This window comes from Streptomyces sp. NPDC007905 (assembly GCF_042959345.1).
Classification (GTDB): Bacteria; Actinomycetota; Actinomycetes; order Streptomycetales; family Streptomycetaceae; genus Streptomyces.
In genome coordinates this window covers 187,078-212,797 of record NZ_JBIBKS010000003.1, presented here as the reverse complement: position 1 = coordinate 212,797, position 25,720 = coordinate 187,078, and the positions used below count along the sequence as shown (strand labels likewise).

The following is a 25,720-nucleotide window of genomic DNA, read 5'->3' as shown; positions in this document are numbered from 1 at the left end:
CATACGCATCCCCGGCCCTCTCGATCATGTTGAGCCATATCGGGGGCCCACAAGCGTGGGAGGTAGGCACGTGAGCACGCTCTTCAGGACGAAGAACGTCGAGCAATCCATCCGTGACACCGAGGAACCGGAGCATTCGCTCAAGAAGTCCCTTTCCGCCCTGGACCTGACCGTCTTCGGCGTCGGCGTCATCATCGGCACCGGCATCTTCGTCCTCACCGGACAGGTGGCCAAGAACAACGCCGGCCCGGCGGTGTCCCTGGCGTTCGTGGCGGCCGGCGTGGTCTGCGCGCTCGCCGCCCTCTGCTATGCCGAGTTCGCCTCCACGGTCCCCGTGGCGGGCTCCGCGTACACCTTCTCGTACGCCTCGCTCGGCGAACTGCCCGCCTGGATCATCGGCTGGGACCTGGTCCTGGAGTTCGCGCTCGGCACGGCGGTGGTGGCGGTCGGCTGGGCCGGCTACATCCGCTCGCTGCTGGACAACGCGGGCTGGCACCTGCCGGACTACCTCGCCGGCCGGGACAACGCCTCCGGCTTCGGCTTCGATATCCTCGCCGCCGCCCTGGTCCTGGTGCTCACCTGCATCCTCGTGCTCGGCATGAAGCTGTCCGCCCGGATCACCTCGGTCGTCGTCGCCATCAAGGTGGCCGTCGTCCTCCTCGTGATCATCGCCGGTGCCTTCTTCATCAAGGGTGGCAACTACCAGCCGTTCATCCCTCCCGCGAAGGCGGTGCCGGCGGGCGGCAACCTCAAAGCCCCGCTCATCCAGCTGATGTTCGGCTGGGCGCCCGCCAACTTCGGTGTGATGGGCATCTTCACCGCCGCCTCGGTGGTGTTCTTCGCGTTCATCGGTTTCGACATCGTCGCCACGGCCGCCGAGGAGACCCGCAACCCGCAGCGGGACATGCCGCGCGGCATCCTCGGCTCGCTGCTCATCTGCACCGTGCTCTACGTCGCCGTCTCCATCGTCGTCACCGGCATGGAGAAGTACACCCGGCTGTCGGTGGAGGCACCGCTCGCCGACGCCTTCAAGTCCATCGGGCACCCCTGGTACGCCGGCGTGATCAGCTTCGGCGCCGCCATCGGCCTGACCACGGTGTGCCTGATCCTGCTGCTCGGCCAGACCCGGGTCTTCTTCGCCATGAGCCGCGACGGACTGCTGCCCCGCTTCTTCTCCCGCGTCCACCCGCGCTTCAAGACCCCGCACCGGCCGACCATCCTGCTCGGTGTGGTCATCGCGATCGTCGCCGGTTTCACCAGCCTGAGCGAGCTGGCCGAATTGGTGAACATCGGCACGCTCTTCGCGTTCGTCGTCGTCGCGATCAGTGTGATCATCCTCCGCAAGACCCGTCCCGACCTGCCCCGCGCCTTCCGTACCCCCTGGGTCCCGTTCGTCCCGATCCTGTCCGTGTGCGCCACGCTGTGGCTGATGCTCAACCTGCCCGCCGAGACCTGGATCCGGTTCGTCGTCTGGATGTTGATCGGCTTCGTGGTCTACTTCCTCTACGGCCGTACGCACAGCCGGCTCGCCCGGCAGGCCGAGGCGCCGGCGGGTGAGGTCCCGGGCCCGCCGCCCGGAAACGCCCGTTAATCCCTGACACTCCCTCCGGTCCCGTATGTCCTGCCCCGGCTGGGAGTGCGTGGCCGGATAGCGTGCCGACCATGCTCGCCCTCCCGCTCGCCCCCGCACGCACCGTGGTCACCCGAACGGCGTACTGGGCGCGGCTGCTGCCCGCCCTCGCGGCCCTGGCCTGCGTCACCCGGGCCCCGTCCTTCGCCCGGCCGCTGTGGAACCCCGACGAGGGCTATCTCGCCGTACAGGCACGCCTCCTCGCGCAGGGCGGCCACCTGTACGAGACGGTCGTGGACCGCAAGCCGCCTCTGGTGCCCTGGCTGTACGAGGCCGCGTTCGCGGTGTGCGGCTCCGGCTCCCTCACCCCGGTCCGGGTGCTGGCGGTCCTCGCGCAGACGCTGACGGCCGTACTGCTGGCCTCCCTGGCCCGCCGCCGCTGGGGCGACACCGCGGGCCGCACCGCGGGGGTGCTGTACCTGCTGGTCTCGGTCGGGCTCAATCCGGAGGACGCGCAGGCCGCCACCTTCGAGGTGTTCATACTGCCCTGCACGGCCGCCGCCCTGTGGTGCGCGGACCGCGGCCGCTGGGGTGCGGCCGGGGCGGCCGTCGCCTGTGCCTTCCTCACCAAGCAGACCGGTGGCGCGGTGCTGCTGCCGGTGGCGTGGCTGCTGCACGGCGCCGGCACGCCGCGTGCGGGCGTGCTGCGGCTCGCGGTCGGCCTCGCCGTGCCGGTCGGGTGCGCGGCCCTGGCCACGGACCCCGCCGGTTTCCTGTTCTGGACGGTGACCGGCTCCGCCGCCTACGCCTCCTTCACCGGCTCCGAACTCCACGTCCTCGGCCGGTGCCTGACCAACACGGCGCTTCTCGCCGTAGCGTGCGCGGGCCTGCTCCCGCCGGTGCTGCGGACCCTGCGCACCGCCCGCGCGGCAGCGACCGACCTGTGGCTGTGGCTTGCCTCCTCGGCCGCTGCCGTCGCCCTCGGCTTCCACTTCTTCGGCCACTACTACCTGCAACTCACCCCGCCCGCGGCCCTGCTGGCCACGGCCGCGCTGCGGATCCTGCCCCGGGAACGGCTGACGACCGCCGTCCTCACCTCGGTCTGCTGCTGCGCCCTGTTCCTGACCTGGGGTCTGCTCGCCCCGCGCCCCGAACTCGCCCACGCCCAGCGCCTCGCGGCCGCCCTCGCCCACCGCACGGCGCCCGCCGACCGCGTCCTGGTGTGGGGCATACACCCCGAGACGTACTGGCTGGCCGGCCGCACCCCCGCCACCCGCTACCTCACCGCGGGCCTGCTCACCAACTACAGCGGCGGCCGCGACGGCCCTCAAGTCGGCGAGCAGTACGCGGTCGAGGGCACCTGGCCCGTCTTCCGGGCGGAGATGGCCGCGCACGCCCCCGTCCTGGTCGTCGACGACTCCCGCGGCAAGCCGTACGCACTCGACCGCATCCCGAGCCTGAGCCGGCTGCTCGGCGCGCGGTACGAGGAGGTGGGAAGAGTGGACGGGGCGGTGCTGTACGCCCGGACCCGGCGCCGCTGAACGGGGGGTGACCGGTACCGGGGCCGCACCCTGCTCAAGCCCGACCGGCGCCGGCAACGTTCGTGGTCGCTACACCTGGGGCCGGCCCTCAGCCGAGGACGGCGCGCGGGCCGGTGACCTCCGCGCCCAGTTCGGTGACCCGGCGCCGCAGTTCGCGGTCGGCGGTGACGACCAGGCGGGGCCGGGCGGAGTTCTCCGCGGTCAGTTCCACGATCCGGTCGTCCCCGCTGCCGGGCGCCGCGACCACCCGTACCCCCGGCACGGACTCCACCCCACGGGCAGCGCCCTCGACGACGAGCACGATCTCCACGGCGCCGTCCCGACCCGGCAGCCCCTCGCGGGCCAGCCGGTCCCGCAGCCGTTCCGCGGCGGCCCTGCGGTCCCGCCACCAGCCGTCCGGCCGGGACCCGACGACGTTGGCGCCATCGACGATCACGAGCAGCGGGCCGTCCGCGTCCGGGGAGCCGAAGGAGTCGTTCATATGCCCAGGGTCCCACAGCGCCCCCACCGGGGGCGGAACCCGGCGGCGGCTTAGAGTGACCGGGTGAACGGCGACTGGCTCCTACGCGGCCGCGACGGCCGGCTCAGTGTCTACCAGCTGTCGGGCGACGCCGTCCTGTGCCGGGCGGAGCGCGGTCCCGGCGGCCCCTGGACGGACCCGCGCACGGTGGGCGGCGACCAGCGACTCCACCCCGTCCTCGGCATCGGCCAGGGCACCGACGGCTACGCCCACCTGGTCTCCTGGCGGCCCACCACGAAGGGCGAGTCGGGCCTGGTGCACTCCACCCACTTCCGCCCGCGCCTCGCGGCGCTGGACTGGAACCCGATCGGCCACCCGGACAAGAAGGGTGACCGCACCGGCACGCCCGCCGTCGCCGTGGACGCACAGGGCCGGGCCCATGTCTTCGTACGCGACCGCGGCGGCGGGGTGAGCCTGCTCGCGCAGAAGGAGAAGGGCGGCTGGGAGCCCTGGCGGGACCTGAAGGGCCGGGAGGTCCAGGACGGCCTCGCGGCGGCGACGGGGGAGTCCGGCAGGGTCGAGCTGTACGCGGCCGCCCCGGGCGCCGTCCTGTACTGGCGTCAGGAGGAACCCGGCGCCCAGCCGGTCCTCCGGGAGTCCCTGGAGACCGGGGTCCGCCCCGGCACCCTGCACGCGCTGGCCACGTCACCGGACAGCACGACCGTCTTCTACACCGACGACGCGGGCGACCTGTGTGCCTGGCGCCCCGGCAGCAAGCCCGCCGTCCTCCTCCCCTCGGCGGGCCCCGGCCCGGTCACGGCGGTCCGTTGCGTCCTGGACGGCCACGACTGCACGCTGCTGGCCCAGCGTTCGGCGAGCGGCCGCGTGGCCTTCGCCGCCTATCCCACCGAGCGGGAGTCGGCGGGCGCCTGGTGGTCGGAGTCGGGCCCGCAACTGCCGGCGGACGCGTCGGTGTCCCTGGCGACGGACGAGAACGACCGGGTGGTCGCGGCAACGCTGTCACCGTCCACCGGCCAGCTCCTGCTCACCCGCCGGAAGGACGAGCCGGGGCTGGCACTGGAGGCGTGGCGGCAGCTCTGAGTGCGCGATGATGGCCGCTGTGGACACCGAGACACTCATCAACGCTTGGCGGCGTCTCCTGACCGGCTCCGGAAAATCGTGGGTGCTCTTCGAGCACGGCACCTGTGTGGTGCTGGAAGAGTCCGGGGGCGGGCTCGCCGATCGGGCCACCGGCATCCTGCGCGAGTTCGGCCCCGTGAGCGTGGGCGGTCCGGCGGGCGACTTCCGCGTGCTCGAACTCAAGAACGGCGAGGGCTGGCTGGTGACGGGCCATCACCCGGACGTCGTCACCTTCGTCGCCCTCGAGGAGTCCGAGGACCCCTCGCACCTGGCCGTCGGGATCCATGGACGGTCCAAGCGCGACCGGGACGGCACGGAACTCCACGTCGTCCATGTCGAGGACGCCCGTCCGCCCGCCGACTGAAACGCCGATGCCCGGCACACCACTCGGTGCGCCGGGCATCGTACGACCGTACGGAACGGATTACGCCGGGACGCTCGCCACGCCCGGAGCCAGGAACCTCTTGCCGTTCACGCGCTCCGAGACGCCCTCGCGGTCCAGGTACGGCGTGATGCCGCCCAGGTGGAAGGGCCAGCCGGCACCCGTGATCAGGCACAGGTCGATGTCCTGGGCCTCGGCGACGACGCCCTCCTCGAGCATCAGGCCGATCTCCTGGGCCACCGCGTCCAGGACGCGGGCGCGGACCTGCTCCTCCGTCAGCACGCTGTCGCCCTGCTTCAGCAGCGCGGCGACCTCCGGGTCCAGCTCCGGCTTGCCGCTGTCGTAGACGTAGAAGCCGCGCTTGCCCGCCTTGACGACGGCGGCGAGGTTCGGGGAGACCGTGAAGCGGTCCGGGAAGGCCCGGTTGAGGGTCTCCGAGACATGCAGGCCGATCGCCGGGCCGACCAGCTCCAGCAGGACCAGCGGGGACATCGGCAGGCCGAGCGGCTCGATCGCCTTCTCGGCGACCTCGACCGGGGTGCCCTCGTCGATGACGTTCTGGATCTCGCCCATGAAGCGGGTCAGGATGCGGTTCACGACGAACGCCGGAGCGTCCTTGGTGAGGACCGCGGTCTTCTTCAGCTTCTTGGCGACGGCGAACGCCGTGGCCAGCGAGGCGTCGTCCGTCTTCTCGCCGCGGACGATCTCCAGCAGCGGAAGCACCGCGACCGGGTTGAAGAAGTGGAAGCCGACGACCCGCTCGGGGTGCTTCAGCTTCGACGCCATCTCGGACACCGAGAGGGAGGAGGTGTTGGTGGCGAGGATGGCGTGCGCCGGGGCGACCGCCTCGACCTCCGCGAACACCTGCTGCTTGACGCCGATCTCCTCGAAGACCGCCTCGATGACGAAGTCGGCGTCCGAGAAGCCCTCGGCCTTGTCCAGGACACCGGTCACCAGCGCCTTGAGGCGGTTGGCCTTGTCCTGGTTGATCCGGCCCTTGCCGAGCAGCTTGTCGATCTCGGCGTGGACGTAGCCCACACCCTTGTCGACGCGCTCCTGGTCGATGTCGGTCAGGACGACCGGCACCTCCAGGCGGCGCAGGAAGAGCAGGGCGAGCTGCGAGGCCATCAGACCGGCGCCGACGACGCCGACCTTGGTGACCGGGCGGGCCAGGTTCTTGTCCGGAGCGCCGGCGGGACGCTTGCCGCGCTTCTGGACGAGGTTGAACGCGTAGATGCCCGCGCGGAGTTCGCCGCCCATGATCAGGTCGGCGAGGGCCTGGTCCTCGGCGTCGTAGCCCTGCTGCAGGTCGCCGTTCTTGACGGCGGCGATGATGTCCAGGGCGCGGTAGGCGGCCGGTGCGGCCCCGTGCACCTTGGAGTCCGCGATGAAGCGGCCCTTGGCGACGGCCTGGTCCCAGGCCTCGCCGCGGTCGATGACCGGACGCTCGACCTCGACGTCGCCCTTGAGTACCTGGGCGGTCCAGATCAGCGACTGCTCCAGGAAGTCGGCGCCCTCGAAGATGGCGTCGGCGATGCCCAGGTCGAAGACCTGCTGCCCCTTGAGCTGCTTGTTCTGGTTGAGGCTGTTCTCGATGATGACCGAGACGGCCTTGTCGGCGCCGATCAGGTTCGGCAGCAGCGTGCAGCCGCCCCAGCCGGGGACCAGGCCGAGGAAGACCTCGGGCAGGGAGAACGCCGGGATGGCCTTCGACACCGTGCGGTAGGCGCAGTGCAGGCCGACCTCGACGCCGCCGCCCATCGCCGCGCCGTTGTAGTAGGCGAAGGTCGGGACCGCCAGCGCCGACAGGCGCTTGAAGACCTCGTGGCCGCCCTTGCCGATGGCCAGCGCGTCCTCGTGCTTTGTCAGCAGCTCGACGCCCTTGAGGTCGGCGCCGACCGCGAAGATGAACGGCTTGCCGGTGACGCCGACGCCGACGATGTCGCCGTCGGCGGCCTCCTTCTCGACCTGGTCGACGGCGGTGTTCAGGTTCGCCAGCGACTGCGGGCCGAAGGTGGTCGGCTTGGTGTGGTCCAGGCCGTTGTCCAGCGTGATCAGGGCGAAGCGCCCGGCACCGAACGGCAGGTCGAGGTGGCGTACGTGCGCCTGCGTGACGACCTCGTCCGGGAACAGCTCGGCCGCGCCCTTCAGGAGTTCAGCGGTGGTGCTCACTTGTCGCCTCCGTCGAAGTGCGGGTTCTCCCAGATGACCGTCGCGCCCATGCCGAAGCCGACGCACATGGTGGTCAGGCCGTAGCGGACCTGCGGCTGCTCCTCGAACTGGCGGGCCAGCTGCGTCATCAGACGGACGCCGGAGGAGGCGAGCGGGTGACCGAAGGCGATCGCGCCGCCGTACTGGTTGACGCGCTCGTCGTCGTCCGCGATGCCGTAGTGGTCCAGGAAGGCCAGGACCTGGACGGCGAAGGCCTCGTTGATCTCGAACAGGCCGATGTCGGAGATGGACAGGCCCGCCTTGGCGAGGGCCTTCTCCGTGGCCGGGATCGGGCCGTAGCCCATGACCTCCGGCTCCACGCCCGCGAAGGCGTAGGAGACCAGGCGCATCTTGACCGGCAGGTTGTTCTCGCGGGCGAAGTCCTCGCTCGCGATGATCGAGGCGGTGGCACCGTCGTTCAGGCCGGCCGCGTTGCCCGCGGTGACCCGGCCGTGGACGCGGAACGGCGTCTTGAGACCCTGCAGGTTCTCCAGGGTCGTGCCCGGGCGCATCGGCTCGTCGGCGGTGACCAGGCCCCAGCCCGTCTCGCCGGCCTCGGGGTTGGTGCGGCGCACCGAGATCGGCACCAGGTCCTGCTGGATCTTGCCGTTGGCGTACGCCTTGGCGGCCTTCTCCTGCGAGCGCACCGCGTACTCGTCGGCGCGCAGCTTGGTGATCTGCGGGTAGCGGTCGTGCAGGTTCTCCGCCGTCATGCCCATGAACAGGGCGGACTCGTCGACCAGCTTCTCGCTCACGAACCGCGGGTTCGGGTCCACGCCCTCGCCCATCGGGTGGCGGCCCATGTGCTCCACGCCGCCGGCGATGACGGCGTCGTAGGCACCGAAGGCGATCGAGCCGGCGGTGGTCGTCACGGCGGTCAGGGCGCCGGCGCACATGCGGTCGATCGAGTAGCCGGGCACCGACTGCGGCAGGCCCGCGAGGATGCCGGCGGTGCGGCCGAGGGTCAGGCCCTGGTCGCCGATCTGCGTGGTCGCGGCGATGGCGACCTCGTCGATCTTCTTCGGGTCCAGGCCGGGATTGCGGCGCAGCAGCTCCCGGATCGCCTTCACGACGAGATCGTCGGCCCGGGTCTCGTGGTAAATGCCCTTCGGGCCCGCCTTGCCGAACGGGGTGCGGACGCCGTCGACGAAGACGACGTCCCTGACGGTACGAGGCACGATGGCTCTCCTCCAGGTGCGGGATGGCACTGCTGCGATGCGCTGAGCGCGCGCTCAGGACCCATGCTACTTATGAGTAACGTAGCTGCCCAGTCCTGCCGGGGGGAGCGGTGAACGTCACATCGCCGGCGGTGCCGTCGGCCCCGTCGGAGTCAGCACCGGCGCGGCACCCGAGGGGGTGGGACAGGCGGCACGGCCGGGAGTCGTCCCGGGCCGGCAGGGAGCGGGTCGCCCGCGTCCCCGCTGCATGCCCTCCCAGGATCTTGGCCTGATCTCGACGTCCCTGTTCCGCTTGCGCAACGCTTCACGCGAGGAGCGACCGGGTGAGCCGCTTCATGCCTCCGTCGCCGACAGCGCCTCAACCAGCACGGGTGTCACCAGTTCCACCTGCCACGGCCGTGCGCCGTAGCCCGCCAGCGTGGCCGCCACGTCGGCGGCCGCGGGCGGTTCCCAGCAGATCCGCCGAACGGTGTCCGGAGAGATCACGTTCTCCTGGGGCATGGCGAGCTGCTCGGCCAGCGCCGAAACCCCGGCCCGGGCAGCCGACAGCCGGGCCGCGGCCGCAGGGTCCTTGTCCGCCCACGCACGGGGCGGCGGCGGTCCGGTGACGGGCTGTCCCGGCTGAGGCAGCGCGGTGTCCGGAAGGGCCTTGGCCCGGTCGACCGCCGCCTGCCACTGCTCCAGCTGCCGCCGTCCGGTCCGATGCCCGAACCCGTTGAGCGCGGCCAGCGCGTGCACGTTGGCCGGCAGGGCGAGCGCCGCCTCCACGATCGCCGCGTCGCTCAGCACCTTCCCCGGCGACACATCCCTGCGCTGCGCGATACGGTCCCGGGTCTGCCACAGCTCCCGGACGACGGCCAGCTGCCGGCGCCGCCGCACCTTGTGCATGCCGGACGTACGGCGCCACGGATCCTTGCGGGGCTCGGCGGGCGGCGCGGCCGCGATCGCGTCGAACTCCTGGCGCGCCCACTCGAGCTTGCCCTGCCGGTCCAGCTCCTTCTCCAGGGCGTCCCGCAGGTCGACGAGGAGTTCCACGTCCAGGGCCGCGTAGCGCAGCCACGGCTCGGGCAGCGGCCGGGTGGACCAGTCGACGGCGGAGTGCCCCTTCTCCAGGACGAAGCCGAGGACGCCCTCGACCATGGCGCCGAGGCCGACCCGGGGAAAGCCGGCGAGCCGGCCGGCCAGCTCGGTGTCGAACAGGACGGTAGGCACCATGCCTATCTCGCGCAGACAGGGCAGGTCCTGGGTCGCGGCGTGCAGCACCCACTCGACACCGGACAGCGCCTCGCCGAGACCGGACAGGTCGGGACAGGCGACGGGGTCGATCAGCGCGCTGCCGGAGCCCTCGCGGCGCAGCTGCACCAGATAGGCGCGCTGTCCGTAGCGGTAGCCGGAGGCGCGCTCGGCGTCGACGGCGACGGGGCCGGTGCCGGCGGCGAAGGCGGCGATCACCTCGGCGAGGGCGGCCTCGTCGGCGATCACGGGCGGAATGCCCTCGCGGGGTTCGAGCAGCGGAGTCGGCGCCCCGGTCACAGAAGACCCGGCGTCGTCCGGAGGAGTGCCTCCGGGGGTGCGCAGGGAACTGTCTGCTGCGGTCTCTTGGGCGTCGGTCACCTGTCAAGGGTATCCGTGTGTGGACAGCGCCCGTCGACGGAACGTTCCGTCGACGGGCACCGGAGGGTCGTAAACCAGTCAGGGCGGTGAAACGTGCGGTTCACATGAGTGAACCGGGCATTCCGCCGAGCGGCTCAACGGGCGGTCCGGCGGAGGGGCTCGATGGGCTCAGCGGGCTCAGTGGGCTCAGTGGGGTCAGTGGGGTCACTTGATCAGTGAGGCAGGGGCAGGGGTAAGGGGGGAGGCAGTGAGTCAACGGGGCGGGTGGGTCAGCGGGTCAGTGGATGATTCCGGTGCGCAGGGCCACGGCCACCATGCCGGCCCGGTCGCCCGTGCCGAGCTTGCGGGCGATGCGGGCGAGGTGGCTCTTCACGGTCAGGGCGGACAGACCCATCGAGACGCCGATCGCCTTGTTCGACTGGCCCTCCGCGACCAGTCGCAGCACCTCGACCTCGCGTCCGGACAGCTCCCGGTAGCCGCCCGGGTGGCTCGGGGCACCCGGGGGGCGGCGGTGCATCCGGGCCGCGCCCCCGAGGGGGGTGGCGCCGGGCCGGGCGGGGAGCCCGATGTTCGTACGGGTGCCGGTGACGACGTAGCCCTTGACCCCGCCCGCCAGGGCGTTGCGGACGGCACCGATGTCGTCGGCGGCGGAGAGCGCCAGCCCGTTGGGCCAGCCCGCTGCGCGGGTCTCGGACAGCAGGGTCAGGCCGGAGCCGTCGGGCAGGTGGACGTCGGCGACGCAGATGTCGCGGGGGTTGCCGATGCGGGGACGAGCCTCCGCGATGGACGAGGCCTCGATCACGTCGCGCACACCGAGCGCCCACAGATGGCGGGTGACGGTGGAGCGGACGCGCGGATCGGCCACGACCACCATGGCGGTCGGCTTGTTCGGGCGGTAGGCGACCAGGCTTGCGGGCTGCTCGAGGAGAACGGACACCAGGCCTCCTGGGGTGGGGGGACGGGGCCGGCTTGTGGGGATGAAGCCGGGACGAACCGTGCTTTCAAGGTCACAGTCGTCTTCGGCAGCAAACCCGTCCTCCTTTAGAGAATGATCACGATCTAGTGAGTAACAATCCGTGCAATTCGGACACGCGATCGATCATCCGAAGATCGAGTCGGTTCGGGCTGATGCCATTCGAGTTCGGAAAGTGGCCGTATCGACAAAGAGATGGTCAACAAGACGTCCAGGAGGATTACGCGGGAACGATCGGGGACCGCGTCACCGGGACTGCGGACCCCTGCGCTGCGGCAGGGTGACCACCGAGGCGTCGCCCGGACCGGCCGGGGGCAGCCCGCCGACCTGGGCCAGCAGATCGCACCAGGAGGCCAGGTGGGCGGCGGTGTCGGGCACTCCGCCGAGGCCCTCGCGGGGCGTCCAGGAGGCACGGATCTCGATCTGCGAGGCGGGCGGGCGCTCCGCCAGGCCGCCGAAGTAGTGCGAGCCCGCACGCGTGACGGTGCCGCTCGGCTCGCCGTACGTCAGCCCGCGCGCCTGCAGCGCGCCGGTCAGCCACGACCAGCACACCTCGGGCAGCAGCGGATCGGCCGCCATCTCCGGCTCCAGCTCCGCGCGCACCAGCGTCACCAGCCGGAAGGTGCCGCGCCAGGCGTCGTGCCCGGCCGGGTCGTGCAGCAGCACCAGCCGCCCGTCGGCCAGGTCCTGGTCGCCGTCGACCACCACGGCCTCCAGCGCGTACGCGAACGGCGCCAGCCGCTTCGGGGCGGGCGTCGGTTCCACCTCGACCTGCGGCCGCAGCCGGGTGGCGCGCAGGGCTTCGACCGCGGCACGGAACGCCGGCGGACCCGACGTACTGGAGTGCCGGTCCGCCTCCCCGGTGTCCTTCGCGTCGTCCGTTCCGTCAGCGCTGTCCGACATTCGTCCCTGAGCCGCAGCCATGCGGGAAGGGTAAGGGGAAGCGGTGCTCGGTGCTCTGCTAGACACCCCGCTCCGGTGTCGCCGTGCTGTCCGGCGGCCGCCGCCCCCGGGCCCCCGCTTCGGCCCCGCGGGCCTGGTCCCCGATCGCCGGACGGGCTGACTTCCGCCGACCGGGGCCGTGCGAGACTTGCCCCGTGACCGCGAACGACACCCCTTCGGGCAAGCAGCCGACAGCGACGTACGACAGCGCCTTCCTCAAGGCGTGCAGGCGCGAGCCGGTGCCGCACACCCCCGTGTGGTTCATGCGCCAGGCCGGCCGTTCGCTGCCGGAGTACCGCAAGGTGCGCGAGGGCATCCCCATGCTCGAGTCCTGCATGCGGCCGGAGCTGGTCACCGAGATCACACTGCAGCCGGTGCGGCGCCACGACGTGGACGCGGCGATCTACTTCAGCGACATCGTCGTCCCGCTCAAGGCCATCGGCCTCGACCTCGACATCAAGCCCGGCGTCGGTCCGGTCGTCGAGCAGCCGATCCGTACCCGCGCCGATCTCGCCCGGCTGCGCGACCTCACCCCCGAGGACGTCACCTACGTGACCGAGGCGATCGGCCTGCTCACCCCAGAGCTGGGCGCCACCCCGCTGATCGGTTTCGCGGGCGCGCCCTTCACCCTCGCGAGCTACCTGGTCGAGGGCGGTCCGTCCCGCACGTACGAGAACGCCAAGGCGATGATGTACGGCGACCCCGAGCTGTGGGCCGACCTGCTGGACCGCCTCGCCGACATCACGGCGGCCTTCCTGAAGGTGCAGATCGAGGCGGGCGCCTCGGCCGTCCAGCTCTTCGACTCCTGGGTCGGCGCGCTGGCCCCGGCCGACTACCGCAAGTCCGTGATGCCCGCCTCGGCCAAGGTCTTCGAGGCCGTGTCGGGATACGGCGTTCCGCGCATCCACTTCGGCGTCGGCACCGGTGAGCTGCTGAGGCTCATGGGCGAGGCCGGCGCGGACGTCGTGGGCGTCGACTGGCGTGTCCCCCTGGACGAGGCGGTGCGCCGCGTCGGCCCCGGCAAGGCGCTGCAGGGCAACCTCGACCCCACCGTCCTGTTCACCGACAAGGACACCGTCGAGGTCAGGGCCCACGAGGTGCTGGACGCGGCCGCCGGTCTCGAGGGGCACGTGTTCAACCTCGGCCACGGTGTGCTGCCCCACACGGACCCGGACGCGCTGACCCGGCTCGTGGAGTACGTCCACACGCACAGCGCCCGCTGAGCGGATCCGTTCACCACACCTGACGGGGCCGGGCCTGCCTGCCGAACAGCAGGTGGCGCGGCTCCGGCGGGGGCGGGGTGCCGGGCTTGAGGGGCCAGGCCAGCAGCATGCCCGTCACGAAGCCGACCACATGGGCCGCGTAGGCCACCGTTCCGGCGCCCGAGACACCGTGCCCGGAGGAGTACACCGCCTGCAGCGCGAACCAGAAGCCCAGCACCAGCCAGGCGGGCAGCCGCAGCGGCAGGAAGACCAGGAACGGGACGAGGACCCAGACCCTCGCTCTGGGGTACAGCACCAGATAGGCGCCGAGAACTCCGGCGATCGCCCCGGACGCGCCGATCAGCGGGTCGCCGGAGCCGTCGTTGAGCAGCGCGAAGCCGTAACCGGCCGCGAAGCCGCAGACGACGTAGAAGAGGAAGTAGCGGATGTGGCCCATCCGGTCCTCGACGTTGTTGCCGAAGATGAGCAGGAAGAGCATGTTGCCCAGCAGGTGCAGCCAGCTGCCGTGCAGGAACATCGCCGTGAAGACGGACAGGGCCGGGTCCTTGTGGTAGCCGGGCGGTGCCACCACGCAGCCCGGGCCGTGCGGCCCGATGCCCACGCCACCCGTCGGGACCACCCGTGGCATCTGATGGTGGATCAACTCCCTGGGGACCGCCGCGTAGTGGTCCATGAAGGCCTGCAGATGACACAGCTGCGCCAGGTCGCTTCCGCCGGCCACGGAACCGGCTATGCCGGGGGTGGTGAGGAAGACGAGGACGTTGGCGGCGATGAGCGCGTACGTCACATAGGGGGTCCGACGCACCGGGTTCACGTCATGGACGGGGATGACCACACAGAAGTACTGCCCCCGATGCGGCGCGCGAATCGGTGAACGCCTCCGGTCAGGTGTGCGTATTTCACGTCAACCGACGTGAGGATCAGGCGATGAGCGAACGAGTTACTCCTCCGATGCATGCCCTGCCCGACGGCGAGGCGGAGATCTCCCTGGTCGTACGGCTTCCCTGGGAGGATGTCGCGCGGCTCGGCCAGGAGGCGGGGCGGCTGGCCGCCCAGATGCAGCGGCCCGTGACGCTGGACGAGGCCGTGAGCCACCGGCTGCGGTCGGTGCGGCCCGGCGCCGCACACGCCAAGCCGGCCGGGGAGCAGCCCGCCGCCGTCGCCTCCAGCGTCTCCGTGGCCTCCCTGCCGCGGCTCAGCGGGACGGCGTAGGCGGGCCCGCCGGTGACGGCTCGTCGGGCCGGGTACGGGGCGGCCCGACACGTGCGGACCCCGTCCGGCCCTCGGCGTGGTCGGACGGGGTCTCGGCTCGGTCGGCTGGCGGCCGGTCGGGCGGCGACCGGGTCCCCGGACAGCAGCCGCGGCAGCATCGCCTCGCCCGTGCGCACCACGGTCTCCAGCAGTTCCTGGGCGCCGAGCACCAGGTGCTCGTCGGCGGTGTGTTCGCGGTTGGAGTGCGAGAAGCCCCCGGAGGACGGCACGAACAGCATCGCGGTGGGCAGCCGGGTGGAGATCACCGAGGCGTCGCGCCCGGCGTAGGACACCAGCGGCTCGCCGTTCTCGGTGTGCCGGCGGCAGACCTCCTCCGCCACGCCGTGGACGCGCTCGTCGAAGACGGCGGCGGGCTTGGCACTCGTACGGTCCACCTCCGTGTGGCACCCCTCCTCGGCGGCGACCCGGACGAAGTCGTTCAGGGAGCGCTCGATCGCGTCCAGCGCCTGCTCCGGCCCGGCGCGGGCCTCCCGCCGTTCCGCCATCCTTTGCGCCGCCCCCGTCACCGGGCTCGTCGTCCCGTTTCCGGGCCCGGCCGGGCCGCACGGGCCTCTGTCGGGTCTCGCCTCCGCGGGGCGTCTGTCGGGTCTTGCCTTCCCGGGTGTCTGTCGGGCCTCGCCTACCCGGCCCTCCGCCGGGCCCGGCCTACCCGGCCCTCGCCTACCAGCCGCCCGCGCGTACCTTCGCCGTCGCCTTTCTCGCCGCCACCAGAACCGGGTCCCACACCGGTGAGAAGGGCGGGGCGTAGCCCAGGTCCAGGGACGTCATCTGTTCCACCGTCAGGCCGGCCGTGAGGGCCACCGCCGCGATGTCGACGCGTTTGCCCGCTCCCTCCCTGCCGACGATCTGCATGCCCAGCAGGCGGCCCGTGCGGCGTTCGGCGAGCATCTTGACCGTCATGGGGGAGGCGCCCGGGTAGTAGCCGGCGCGGCTGGTCGACTCGATGGTGACGGTCTCGTACTGGAGGCCCACGCGGTGGGCGTCCTTCTCGCGCAGGCCGGTGCGGGCGATCTCCAGGTCGCAGACCTTGCTGACCGCAGTGCCGACCACACCCGGGAAAGTGGCGTAACCGCCGCCCACGTTGGTCCCGATGACCTGGCCGTGCTTGTTGGCGTGGGTGCCGAGCGGGACGTACTGCTCCTGGCCGGAGACCAGGTTCAGCACCTCGACGCAGTCACCGCCCGCCCAGACGTTCTCGTGCCCGCGCACCCGCATCGCGAGGTCGGTGAGCAGGCCGCCGTGGACGCCGAGGGGCAGGCCGGCCGCCCGCGCGAGGCCGGTCCCGGGCCGTACCCCGATGCCGAGGACGACGATGTCCGCCGGGAACTCGGCATCCTCCGTGGCCACCGCGCGGACCCGGCCCTCCCCGTCCGTGAGCAGCTTGGTGACCTCGGTGTCGTCCACCATGGTGATGCCCAGGCCCTCCATGGCCCGGTGTACCAGGCGGCCCATGTCCGGGTCGAGGGTCGACATGGGCTCCTTGCCGCGGTTGACGACCGTCACCTCGAAGCCGCGCTTGATCAGCGCCTCGGCCATCTCGACCCCGATGTAGCCCGCTCCCACGACCACCGCCCGACGGCCATGCGTGCAGGTCAGCGTGTCCAGCAGGGCCTGACCGTCGTCCAGGGTCTGCACCCCGTGCACCCCGGTGGCGTCCACGCCCGGCATGTCGGGGCGGACCGGCCGGGAGCCGGTGGCGATGACGAGTTTGTCGTACGACGTCCAGGACTCCTCCCCGGAGTCGACGTCCCGCGCGCGCACCCGACCGCCCGCCAGGTCGATCTCCGTGACCTCGGTCCGCATCCGCAGGTCGATGTCCCGCGCGCGGTGCTCCTCGGGCGTGCGCGCGATCAGGTGGTCCCGCTCGGCCACGTCACCGCCGACCCAGTAGGGGATCCCGCACGCCGAGAAGGAGGTGAAGTGGCCGCGCTCGAAGGCCACGATCTCGAGTTCGTCCGGCCCCCGCATCCGGCGCGCCTGCGACGCCGCGGACATCCCCGCGGCGTCGCCGCCGATCACGACCAGCCGTTCCCTGCCGCCCCGCCCACCACTCACGCTCATGCGAACACGCTACGGGCCGGGGTCGCTTCAGTCCCGGCCGGGCTCACCGGGTGAGGCCGGCGCGGGCCGGGCCTGCGGCAGCGGGCCCACGGCCGTCATCGCGCGGGCGGGATCGCGGCGCGGCAGGCGCGGGCGTACGACCCGCAGCCACAGCAGGGCCGACAGCGCCGCGAGCGCGGCGAACGGCAGGATCGCGCCGAGGGCCAGGGTGATCCAGCGCAGCATCGTGACGAACACGTGCCAGCCACCCGACAGGGCGTCCACGAAGCCCGGGGTGTCGTCCCCGGCGGCCTTGCGCACGGGCGTCTCGGTCAGCGACAGGGTGATCGTGGCGAGGCTGGTGCGGTCCTTCAGGGACGCCTGCTGGGCGAGCAGCGCCTCCAGGTCCGCCTCCCGGCTGCTCAGCTCGCCTTCCAGGGTGACGACGTCGCCCAGCTTGGCCGCGCGGTCCATCAGCGCCCGGATGCGGGCCACGCTCGTCCGCTGCGACCTGATCCGGCTGTCCACGTCCACGACCTGGTCGGTGGCGTCCACCGCCTTGGCCGTCCGCTCGACCAGCCTGCCCGAGCCCTGGAGGCCGGCGAGTACCTCCTCGTACCTTGCGGTCGGCACGCGCAGCACGACCCGGGTCTGCTCGTGGCCCCCGGCGTCCCGGCCGGTGCTCTCCCGGCCGACGTAGCCGCCCGCGTTCCCGGCGGTCGTCCAAGCCTCGTCCAGGGCCTTGGGCACGTCCTTGACCTCGACGGTCAGGGAGGCGGTGCGGATGACGGCGCTCGGGGTGGGCTCGGGTGCCCTGGCGGCCGACTTGGCGTCGGCCGCCCTGCCGCCGGCGTCACCCGCCTTGCCGCCGGTGCCGCCGGTGCCGCCGGCCCGCTCTTCCGCGCCGTCCGCGGCGGACTTCGCGGAGCCGCCGCTCGAGTCGTCCGCGCCGCTGCACCCGGCGAGCGCGAGGGAGACGGCGAGCAGGATCCCGGCCACGGCCCGGACGGATCGTGCGGAACGTACGGAGCGTGGTGTGCGCATGGGCGGTACCCCCCGGTGACGGTGACCGATGACGCTCCTTCGACGCCGGGGCGGCCCGGGGCGTTGGCCGTCGCCGGTTCCGATGCGGTCACGGTCCGGATTCGTCCGGGACAGCGGGCCGCGGTGGGGGTGTCCGTGGGGTCTGGGAGAGTGGGTGCATGAGCGCAACGGGTACGAGCACGGGGCATGTCGTCGTCGTCGGAGCCGGTATCGCCGGGCTGGCCGCCGCCCACCGGCTGCTCGGGCGTGGCATGCACGTGACCGTCCTGGAGGCCTGCGACCGGGTCGGCGGCAAGCTGCTGCCGGGCGAGATCGCGGGCGTCCGGGTGGACCTGGGCGCCGAGTCGATGCTCGCCCGCCGCCCCGAGGCGGTGGCCCTCGCGCGCGAGGCGGGCCTCGCCGGGCAGTTGCAGCCGCCGGCCACCGCGACCGCCTCGATCTGGACCCGTGGCGCCCTGCGCCCGATGCCCAAGGGCCATGTGATGGGCGTCCCCGGCACCGCCGCGCCGCTTGCCGGCCTCCTGTCCGACGAGGGCATGGCCCGGATCGAGCGCGACGCCGAACTGCCCCGGACCGAGGTCGGCGACGACGTGGCGGTGGGTCGGTACGTGGCGGCGCGGCTCGGCCGCGAGGTCGTCGACCGGCTGGTCGAGCCCCTGCTGGGCGGGGTGTACGCGGGCGACGCGTACCGCATCTCGATGCGCTCGGCCGTCCCGCAGCTCTTCCAGGCCGCGCGGACCCACGACTCCCTGACGGAGGCGGTCCGCGAGATCCAGGCGAAGGCGTCGGCGGCCCGGCAGACCGGCCCGGTGTTCATGGGCATCGAGGGCGGCGTCGGCAGGCTCCCGCTCGCGGTCGCCGAGTCGGTGCGGGCGCGCGGGGGCGAGATCCTGACCGGGATGCCGGTGCGGGAGCTGCGCCGGGGCGGCACGCCGGATCCGGGCGACGCGAGCCGGTCGCCGGCAGCCGGGTGGCGCGTCGTGGCCGGTGACCGCGTGCTGGACGCGGACGCCGTCGTCCTCGCCGTCCCCGCCCCGGTGGCCGCCGGCCTCCTGCGCGAGCACGCGCCGGAGGCCGCGGGTGAACTCGCGGCCGTCGAGTACGCCTCCATGGCCCTGGTCACCCTCGCCTACCGCCGTGCCGACCTCGCCCTCCCCGGGGGCAGCGGCTTCCTGGTGCCGCCCGTCGACGGGCGCACCATCAAGGCCTCGACGTTCGCCTCCCAGAAGTGGGGCTGGATCGCCGAGGAGGATCCCGACGTGGTCGTCCTGCGCACCTCGGTCGGCCGGTACGGCGAGACGGAGGTCCTCGGTCGCGACGACGCCGGCCTCGTGGAGGTCTCCCGGCACGATCTGCGCGAGGCCACCGGCCTGGACGCCGTACCCCTGGAGACCCGCGTCACCCGCTGGACCGACGGCCTGCCCCAGTACCCGGTGGGCCACCACGCGCGCGTGGCACGCATCCGCGAGCACGTCGCCGAACTGCCCGGCCTCGCGGTGTGCGGCGCGCAGTACGACGGCGTCGGCATCCCCGCGTGCATCGCGAGCGCGTACGCGGCGGTGGACCAGCTGGACGGCGACCTGCGCGGTGTCGAGGAGCTGACGGCCGACCCGGTGCAGAGCCTGCACGGCGGAGCGGGAGAATAGGGGCCATGAGTGACGACGCCCCCACCACCGAGTCCGGCAGGATCCCGAACAAGGGCAAGCTGGCCAAGGACCTCAACGAGGTCATCCGCTACACCCTGTGGTCGGTCTTCAAGCTGAAGGACGTGCTGCCGGAGGACCGCGCGGGTTACGCCGACGAGGTCCAGGAGCTGTTCGACCAGCTCGCCGCGAAGGACGTGACGATCCGCGGCACCTACGACGTGTCCGGACTGCGTGCCGACGCCGACCTCATGATCTGGTGGCACGCGGAGACCAGCGACCAGCTCCAGGAGGCGTACAACCTCTTCCGCCGCACCCGGCTGGGCCGCGCGCTGGAGCCGGTCTGGTCGAACATGGCGCTGCACCGCCCCGCCGAGTTCAACCGCTCGCACATCCCGGCGTTCCTCGCCGACGAGACGCCCCGCAACTACGTGAGCGTCTACCCGTTCGTGCGCTCCTACGACTGGTACCTGCTGCCCGACGAGGACCGCCGCCGCATGCTCGCCGACCACGGCAAGATGGCCCGCGGCTACCCGGACGTGCGCGCCAACACGGTCGCCTCGTTCTCGCTCGGCGACTACGAGTGGATCCTGGCCTTCGAGGCCGACGAGCTGTACCGCATCGTCGACCTCATGCGCCACCTGCGCGCCTCCGAGGCCCGCATGCACGTCCGCGAAGAGGTCCCGTTCTTCACCGGCCGCCGCAAGTCGGTGGCCGAGCTGGTCGCCGGGCTCGCCTAGGCGGACCTGCCCTTCACCGGGCTCGCCTGGGCCGACTTGCCCTTCAGGGGGTCCCGCAGGGGGTGTCCGGGGGCACCGCCGGCCGGGGCCTCGGGCTTCGGCTCCGGGTGCGGTGCGCAGGCCGCGCGCCGCCCCGGGACGCGGCCCTCCAGCAGATAGGCGTCCAGGTACGCGTTGACGCACCGGTTCGGGCCGCCCCCGATCCCGTGCGTGCCCGCGTCCCGCTCGGTCACCAGCACCGAGCCGGCCAGCCGCCGGTTCATCTCCAGCGCGCCCGCGTACCAGGTGGCCGCGTCCCGTTCGGCCGCCAGGATCAGCACCGGAGGCAGCTCACCGGGTCCGGTCCGCACGTCCACCGGCCGTTGCCGGCGCGCCGGCCAGTAGGCGCACGGCAGGTTCATCCACGCGTTGTCCCAGGTCTCGAAGGGCGCCACACGCGCCAGCCGCGTGTTGTCGCGGTCCCACACCTTCCAGTCCGTGGGCCAGGCCGCGTCGTTGCACTCGACGGCCGTGTAGACCGCGCTGCCGTTCTCCGCCTCGGCGGCCGTCTCCGGGCTCGGCGCGGCCAGCCGGACCAGCGGGTTGGTGTCGCCCTTCAGATAGGCCGACAGCGCGGCGGCCCGGCTAGGCCAGTAGTCGTCGTAGTACCCGGCGGTCAGGAACACGTTCTGCAGCTGTCCCGGGCCCACCTTCCCGCCGGCGGCCTTCGCGGCCAGCCTGCCGCGCGCGGTGTCGTAACTGCGCTGGACCTTCGCCGCGGTGTTGCCGAGCCGGTACACGTCGTCGTGCCGGGCGATCCACTCGCGGAAGTCCGCCCAGCGGTCCTCGAACGCGGCCGACTGGTCGAGGTTGTTGCGGTACCAGACCTTCTCCGGGTCCGGGTTGACCGCCGAGTCCAGCACCATCCGCCGCACGTGCGAGGGGAACAGGGTCGCGTAGACCGCGCCGAAGTAGGTGCCGTACGAGGCCCCGACGAAGCTCAGCCGGTCCTCGCCCAGCGCCGCCCGCAGGACGTCCAGGTCGCGGGCGTTGTTGAGCGAGTTGTAGAACCGCAGTTTGCTGCCCGAGCGCCGGCCACAGCCGCGCGCGTACGCCTTCGCCTCGGCGATGCGCTGCCGCTTGTACTGCTCCGAGGGGTGCGTCGGCGACTGGGTGGGCGCCCGGAAGAAGTGCTTGGGGTCGACGCACGACAGCGGCGCCGAACGGTCCACCCCGCGCGGGGCGTAGCCGACCAGGTCGTAGGCGGCGGCGATCCGCTTCCACGCGGGCAGCGTGCCGATCAGCGGGAAGGGCATGCCGGAGGCGCCGGGGCCGCCCGGGTTGTAGACGAGGGCGCCCTGCCGGGGCACCTTCCGCTTGCTGTTGTGCGGGTCCTTGTGGGTGGCCCGCATCCGGCTGACGGTCAGCGTGATCTGCTTGCCGTCGGGGTGCGCGTAGTCCAGCGGGACGCTCACCGTGCCGCACCGCAGGCCGGCCGGCGCGTTCAGCTCGGCGGGGCAGGCACCGAAGTGCACGCCGGCGGCGCGGGCGCGCGCGGCGGCCACCGCGGCCCCGCGCGGTTCGGCCGCGCCCGGCACCCCGGGGGCGCCGCCCGCCGGGGCCGCGGCCAGGGTGGTCACGAGCAAGGACCCGGCGGCCGAGTACAGGGCGGCAGCTCTCATCGCGTATCCCTTCGGTGGACCGCGGCGATGGCACGGCTGCCACGGCCCGGTTTATCACACAAGGGATGTTTCGTTCGGTGCCCGGTGAGGGCAAGCACCGCCCGGCGTGTGTCGCGGTCAATGCTCCCTATGCGCGCCCTCACTCCCGCCAGGGCCGGTCGCGGTGGGTGAAGGCCGCGCGCAGCTCCGGCTCGCCTATCGCGCGGATGCCGCGTACCGCCACGGAGGTGAGGAAGGACCGCTCGTCACCGTCGCGGGCCGGCCGCCGGGTCAGCGCCCCGAGCAGCCGCTGTCCGGCGGGGGAGGCCCAGCGCGAGCAGGGATGCACCTCGACCCGGGCGATGGCCAGGCAGCTCAGGGTGAGCGTGAGCGGCAGCGCGAACCACAGGGCGACCAGGAGCCGCGGCATCCCGGTCTGGGCGGGCATCAGCAGCGCGGTCAGGCCCAGCGCGAGCACGGCCAGTGCGGCGGCGCGCACCTGGCGGATGCCGGACGCCACGGTCGTACGCTCGCCGTCGGGCACCGCGAGTCCCGAGCGCACCAGGCCGTCGGCGAGCCGCCGTACGGCCTCGGCGCCGGCCGCGGCGGCCCGCACCGGAGCGATCCGGGACTGCCCCTCGGGCCCGATCGCCCCTATGACGGACCGCTCCATCTCGTCGCGCCCCCGCGGGTCCACGACCGTGGCCCATCCGGTGTGCGCGAGCAGCAGCCGCCGTTGCCGGGCCATGGAGACCATGGTCACATCGGCGACCCGCGCCGGACCGCCGCACAGGAACGCCGCCTCGTACAGCGTCAGATCGTGCCCGCGTTCCACGGTGGCGCCGCCCGCGTCGACGGCCGCCGCGCGGACGGCGGCCAGGCACAGCCGGGTGCACGCGACGCCGGCGAACGCCCAGGCCAGGAGCAGCAGAAGGACCCAGAACATGACGTGTTTCTATGCCAGGGGCCCGGGAAACGCCATGCCCTGTTCACCATCCGGACCGAGTGTTGTCGGTATGTGACGTTCCGCTTTTACCGCAGGTCAGCGGCCGCTCGTCGGCAGCGGGCCGGAGGCGGCGGGCGGCAGGGAGTACGTCGCGGACGGCGAGGGTGCCACCGGGACCACGGAGGCCGGGTCGACGGTCCGGGGTGTGGCCACGGGGGAGGGGGACGCGGCGAGGTCCCGGGCCAGGGCGGAGAAGTCGACGTATCCGGTCGCCTCAAGGACCCTGATGTGGTCCAGGACGGTCGCGTTCGCGTCGTCGGCCAGGTCGCGGACCAGCGAGTTCTGGGTGCCGGCGCGGACCTGGGCGACCAGGGCGAACACCCGGCCGTGCGCGAGCCGCAGAATGCCCGCGAACATCCGGTCGAAGTCCTGGCCCCGCGCGCTGTTCAGCGTGGCGAGCCACTGCCCCTGCTGCTCGTTGGGCTCATTGGGCAGGGGCACGCCGAGCTGGGAGGCCACGGTGCGCACGTGCGCGTCGAGCGAGGTGTGCCCGTCGACCAGGTGCCGGCCGGCCTCGCGTACGGCCTGCGTGGTCCCCTTCCGCTGCGCCAGCTGCCCTGCGGGCAGCTCCCACAGTCCCGCCAGCCTGACCTTGGTGACGAAATCCCGGTCCTGCGCGGACAGCGGGCCGTACGGGGTCGTCACGGTCTGCGCGCTCAGCACGTTCACGCCGGTCGCGTCCGGCCGGTCGGCATACGACCAGACCGGAAAGAGCAGCGCCGCGGCGGTCGCCGCGAGGGCCAGGACGATGAGCCCGGTTCCGCTGAATATGCCTCGGCCCTTGATGGGGGGTCGCGGTCGCATGGTGCCTCCTGCACCGCACGCCGGGGGTGCTACGCGTACGGGCTTGGCATATTACTGCGCGGTTGGGGGCGCCTGGGCACACCGCCGGTGGGTGGGTGCCCCCGGGCCGCGGGTCCGGGTTGCCGGTCGCACCGTCGAGCCGCAGGCTCGTGGGAGCCGGTCGCGCGATTCCCCGCGCCCCTCAGAGGCGCTCACGCTCACCCCCTCCGCGGCAGCACCCTCGCCCACACCGCCCGCCCACGGGACCGGGGGACCGGCCCCGCGCGGTCCAGCCACCACTGCCGCAGCTCCCGCCGCGCCCGCGCGTCCTCCGGCTTCCCGGCCTTCAGCAGACGCCCCGCGAAGTCCAGCGCATCCCGCCGGTACCCCCCGCTCATCGGCCGCACCCGCGCATACTCGAGGAACGCCCCCCGGTACCCCTCCCCGAGGATCACCGGCAACTCGGGGGCCACCTTCGCCACCACGTCCGCCCGCTTCGCCGCGAGCGCCCGCGCCTGCACCCCCAGCCGCACCCGGTCGAACCCCTCCGGCACCGGCGTCCCGGCCACCAGCGAGGACAGCACCGCCGCCTGGGCGACGCCGAGCCGCTGCCGGGCCTCGGGCGGGGCCAGGACGGCGACGACCCCCGCCCCGGGTCCGGCGGCGCCCGGCGCCGTACGCCCCGCGCGGGACCCCCGCCCCGCCTCCACGGCCCCCCGGATCGCCCCCAGCTCCCGTTCCAGCTCGGCAGGCTCGGGGAAGTTGTCGTCCCGCTCCAGCAGCACCCCGGGCGGCGCGACCCGGGACGCCAGATCGGTCAGGATCTCCAGCACCGGCCGCGGCACGGGGTGCGCGTGGCTGTCGTGCCAGACGCCCTCGCGCTCGAAGCCGCCCGCGACATGGACGTACGCGAGCGCCTCCAGGGGCAGCGCGGCCAGCGCCTCGGCCGGGTCCTCGCCCCGGTTGACCTGGTTGGTGTGCAGGTTGGCCACATCGATGAGCAGCCGTACCCCGGTCCGCTCGACCAGCTCGGCCAGGAAGCGCCCCTCGGTCATCTCCTCGCCCGGCCAGGAGAACAGCGCGGCGATGTTCTCCAGGGCCAGCGGCACCGGCAGCGCCTCCTGCGCGATCCGCACGTTCTCGCAGAGCACGTCCAGCGCGTCCCGGGTGCGGGGCACGGGCAGCAGATGGCCCGCCTCCAGGCGCGGGGAGGCGGTGAGCGCGCCGCCCGCCCGTACGAACGCGATGTGTTCGGTGACCAGCGGCGCGCCCAGCGCCTCCGCCCGCTCCGCGAGTGCCGTCAGCCGGTCCTCGTCGGGCCGGTGCGCGCCGCCGAGGCCGAGGGAGAGGCCGTGCGGGACCACGGTCACGCCGCGCTCGCGCAGCCGCAGCAGCGACTCCGGGAGGTGGCCGGGGCAGACGTTCTCCGCGACGACCTCCACCCAGTCGATGCCCGGCATGCGCTCCACGGCGTCCGCGATCTCCGGTCGCCAGCCGATTCCCGTGCCCAGTCGCCGCATGGCCCCACCCCCTCCTCCGAATGACGGGGGTATGGCCCCGGCGGTCGGCCCCGAATCCCCGCCGGCCCGCCTTCAGAGCAACATTTGAGGTTTCCCGTCCCGCCCCCACGGCTGTCACCGCCGTACGGGCCACTCCTGCGGGACCCTGCCCAGCAGGCGCAACGCCTCGTCCAGGGGGCCGGACCCCGGCGGCACGTCGAGCGCGGGCGCGAACGCGGACCCCGGCCCGCGCCGGGCCGGGTCGGCCGGCACCCGCCGGGCCACCGCGAGCGCGGCGTGGAGAACGTGCTCCGGCAGCTCCAGGCGCACCCCGAGGGCCGCGGCGACGTCCCAGGCGTGCACCACGTAGTCGATGAAGTGGAAGCCGATCGCCCGGCCGCCCGGGAAGCTCCCGCCCAGCTCCGGCAGTGAGAACTCCCGCTGGGCCACGCCCGGTTCGGCGAAGGCGGCGAGTACGGCGGTGGCGGCCGCCCGGTGCACCCGGGCGGGCTCCCGCATGTCCTCCGGCTCCCGCCAGGACACCGCCTGGTGCCCCGCGCCCCGCGCCGCCGCCGCGAAGCCGAGGTGCTGCGCGGTCATGTGCGCCACGAGCCGCCGCAGCGTCCATCCGGCGCAGGGGGTGTCCCGCTCCCAGTCCGGCTCCTGAGCCAGCCCCACCATCCGCACGGCCTCGTACACGGCGATGCGGTCGAGTTCCACGATGTCGCTACCAGTGACCGTCATGCGGCGAGCATAAAACTGTGCGAACGATCGTGCTAGGTTTAACCGGCTCGAGCCGAACCTCAAAAGCCGCCCCTG

At 72.9% G+C, this 25,720-nt stretch carries 22 protein-coding genes and 1 pseudogene; 8 read left to right on the top strand and 15 right to left on the bottom strand.

Annotation, left to right across the window (positions count from 1 at the left end; all coding sequences use genetic code 11):
• The first annotated feature begins 70 nt into the window (after positions 1-70).
• Both ACFZDC_RS07385 and ACFZDC_RS07380 read left to right on the top strand, forming a co-directional pair.
• Positions 71-1,591 carry an amino acid permease gene (locus ACFZDC_RS07385; RefSeq protein ID WP_391321080.1) on the top strand — a complete coding sequence of 507 codons (1,521 nt, stop codon included), beginning with the start codon at positions 71-73 and terminating at the stop codon, positions 1,589-1,591.
• Between the two features lie 71 nt (positions 1,592-1,662).
• Positions 1,663-3,111 (top strand): glycosyltransferase family 39 protein, encoded by a 1,449-nt coding sequence (locus tag ACFZDC_RS07380; RefSeq protein WP_391321078.1) that lies wholly within the window; start codon positions 1,663-1,665, stop codon positions 3,109-3,111.
• A gap of 88 nt (positions 3,112-3,199) precedes the next feature.
• Here the strand turns inward: ACFZDC_RS07380 and ACFZDC_RS07375 are convergent, their stop codons facing one another.
• Positions 3,200-3,592: an NTP pyrophosphohydrolase gene (locus ACFZDC_RS07375; protein ID WP_391321076.1), complete on the bottom strand. Its 393-nt coding sequence runs from the start codon at positions 3,590-3,592 to the stop codon at positions 3,200-3,202.
• A 63-nt stretch (positions 3,593-3,655) separates the two neighbouring features.
• Here ACFZDC_RS07375 and ACFZDC_RS07370 point away from each other — a divergent pair, with 63 nt between their 5' ends.
• A complete protein-coding gene (locus tag ACFZDC_RS07370) occupies positions 3,656-4,672 on the top strand; it encodes a hypothetical protein (protein WP_391321074.1) in 1,017 nt (338 codons plus the stop codon).
• Positions 4,673-4,682: 10 nt separating this feature from the next.
• The gene (locus tag ACFZDC_RS07365; RefSeq protein ID WP_391321560.1) at positions 4,683-5,075 is read left to right on the top strand and encodes a hypothetical protein; all 393 of its coding nucleotides are present in this window, start codon (positions 4,683-4,685) and stop codon (positions 5,073-5,075) included.
• Positions 5,076-5,135: 60 nt separating this feature from the next.
• Here ACFZDC_RS07365 and ACFZDC_RS07360 read toward each other — a convergent pair whose 3' ends face one another.
• The 5 genes from ACFZDC_RS07360 to ACFZDC_RS07340 form a co-directional block, all read right to left on the bottom strand.
• A complete protein-coding gene (locus ACFZDC_RS07360) occupies positions 5,136-7,265 on the bottom strand; it encodes a 3-hydroxyacyl-CoA dehydrogenase NAD-binding domain-containing protein (protein WP_391321072.1) in 2,130 nt (709 codons plus the stop codon).
• Positions 7,262-8,482, bottom strand: coding sequence for an acetyl-CoA C-acyltransferase (locus ACFZDC_RS07355; protein ID WP_391321070.1), 1,221 nt, complete (start codon positions 8,480-8,482; stop codon positions 7,262-7,264). The genes ACFZDC_RS07360 and ACFZDC_RS07355 overlap by 4 nt, the downstream gene beginning before the upstream one ends.
• A 333-nt stretch (positions 8,483-8,815) precedes the next feature.
• Positions 8,816-10,096, bottom strand: coding sequence for an HRDC domain-containing protein (locus tag ACFZDC_RS07350; RefSeq protein ID WP_391321068.1), 1,281 nt, complete (start codon positions 10,094-10,096; stop codon positions 8,816-8,818).
• A gap of 277 nt (positions 10,097-10,373) precedes the next feature.
• Entirely contained in the window at positions 10,374-11,033 is a 660-nt protein-coding gene (locus ACFZDC_RS07345; RefSeq protein WP_391321066.1) for a LuxR C-terminal-related transcriptional regulator, read from the bottom strand.
• 282 nt (positions 11,034-11,315) lie between these two features.
• Positions 11,316-11,993 (bottom strand): DUF3000 family protein, encoded by a 678-nt coding sequence (locus tag ACFZDC_RS07340; RefSeq protein ID WP_391321065.1) that lies wholly within the window; start codon positions 11,991-11,993, stop codon positions 11,316-11,318.
• Between the two features lie 173 nt (positions 11,994-12,166).
• Between ACFZDC_RS07340 and hemE the strand changes: the two genes are divergently transcribed.
• Positions 12,167-13,234: a uroporphyrinogen decarboxylase gene (gene hemE, locus ACFZDC_RS07335; RefSeq protein WP_391321063.1), complete on the top strand. Its 1,068-nt coding sequence runs from the start codon at positions 12,167-12,169 to the stop codon at positions 13,232-13,234.
• 10 nt (positions 13,235-13,244) lie between these two features.
• Here hemE and ACFZDC_RS07330 read toward each other — a convergent pair whose 3' ends face one another.
• A complete protein-coding gene (locus ACFZDC_RS07330; RefSeq protein WP_391321061.1) occupies positions 13,245-14,069 on the bottom strand; it encodes a rhomboid family intramembrane serine protease in 825 nt (274 codons plus the stop codon).
• A 92-nt stretch (positions 14,070-14,161) separates the two neighbouring features.
• Here ACFZDC_RS07330 and ACFZDC_RS07325 point away from each other — a divergent pair, with 92 nt between their 5' ends.
• Positions 14,162-14,446 carry a hypothetical protein gene (locus ACFZDC_RS07325; protein ID WP_391321558.1) on the top strand — a complete coding sequence of 95 codons (285 nt, stop codon included), beginning with the start codon at positions 14,162-14,164 and terminating at the stop codon, positions 14,444-14,446.
• A gap of 188 nt (positions 14,447-14,634) precedes the next feature.
• On the opposite strand, the pseudogene ACFZDC_RS07320 reads toward ACFZDC_RS07325, so the two are convergent.
• The 3 genes and pseudogenes from ACFZDC_RS07320 to ACFZDC_RS07310 all read right to left on the bottom strand — a co-directional run.
• A pseudogene (locus tag ACFZDC_RS07320) lies at positions 14,635-14,991 on the bottom strand (M20/M25/M40 family metallo-hydrolase); the annotation flags it as partial.
• A gap of 175 nt (positions 14,992-15,166) precedes the next feature.
• A complete protein-coding gene (locus ACFZDC_RS07315; RefSeq protein ID WP_391321059.1) occupies positions 15,167-16,567 on the bottom strand; it encodes an FAD-dependent oxidoreductase in 1,401 nt (466 codons plus the stop codon).
• Positions 16,568-16,594: 27 nt separating this feature from the next.
• The gene (locus tag ACFZDC_RS07310; RefSeq protein ID WP_391321057.1) at positions 16,595-17,590 is read right to left on the bottom strand and encodes a DUF4349 domain-containing protein; all 996 of its coding nucleotides are present in this window, start codon (positions 17,588-17,590) and stop codon (positions 16,595-16,597) included.
• A gap of 158 nt (positions 17,591-17,748) precedes the next feature.
• On the opposite strand from ACFZDC_RS07310, the gene hemG reads away from it, so the two are divergent.
• Both hemG and hemQ read left to right on the top strand, forming a co-directional pair.
• Entirely contained in the window at positions 17,749-19,236 is a 1,488-nt protein-coding gene (gene hemG, locus ACFZDC_RS07305; RefSeq protein WP_391321055.1) for a protoporphyrinogen oxidase, read from the top strand.
• Positions 19,237-19,241: 5 nt separating this feature from the next.
• The gene (gene hemQ / locus ACFZDC_RS07300) at positions 19,242-19,973 is read left to right on the top strand and encodes a hydrogen peroxide-dependent heme synthase (RefSeq protein ID WP_391321053.1); all 732 of its coding nucleotides are present in this window, start codon (positions 19,242-19,244) and stop codon (positions 19,971-19,973) included.
• Here hemQ and ACFZDC_RS07295 read toward each other — a convergent pair.
• The 5 genes from ACFZDC_RS07295 to ACFZDC_RS07275 all read right to left on the bottom strand — a co-directional run bounded on the left by ACFZDC_RS07295 (position 19,970) and on the right by ACFZDC_RS07275 (position 25,645).
• Positions 19,970-21,634, bottom strand: coding sequence for an alpha/beta fold hydrolase (locus ACFZDC_RS07295; RefSeq protein ID WP_391321051.1), 1,665 nt, complete (start codon positions 21,632-21,634; stop codon positions 19,970-19,972). The two genes, hemQ and ACFZDC_RS07295, sit on opposite strands and share 4 nt — an antisense overlap.
• A 139-nt stretch (positions 21,635-21,773) precedes the next feature.
• Complete coding sequence (locus ACFZDC_RS07290) at positions 21,774-22,559, bottom strand: TIGR04222 domain-containing membrane protein (protein WP_391321050.1); 786 nt, start codon at positions 22,557-22,559, stop codon at positions 21,774-21,776.
• Between the two features lie 96 nt (positions 22,560-22,655).
• A complete protein-coding gene (locus tag ACFZDC_RS07285; RefSeq protein WP_391321048.1) occupies positions 22,656-23,423 on the bottom strand; it encodes a DUF4142 domain-containing protein in 768 nt (255 codons plus the stop codon).
• Positions 23,424-23,620: 197 nt separating this feature from the next.
• Positions 23,621-24,922: a DUF692 family multinuclear iron-containing protein gene (locus tag ACFZDC_RS07280; RefSeq protein ID WP_391321047.1), complete on the bottom strand. Its 1,302-nt coding sequence runs from the start codon at positions 24,920-24,922 to the stop codon at positions 23,621-23,623.
• Positions 24,923-25,036: 114 nt separating this feature from the next.
• A complete protein-coding gene (locus tag ACFZDC_RS07275; protein ID WP_391321046.1) occupies positions 25,037-25,645 on the bottom strand; it encodes a TIGR03086 family metal-binding protein in 609 nt (202 codons plus the stop codon).
• Between the last annotated feature and the right edge of the window lie 75 nt (positions 25,646-25,720).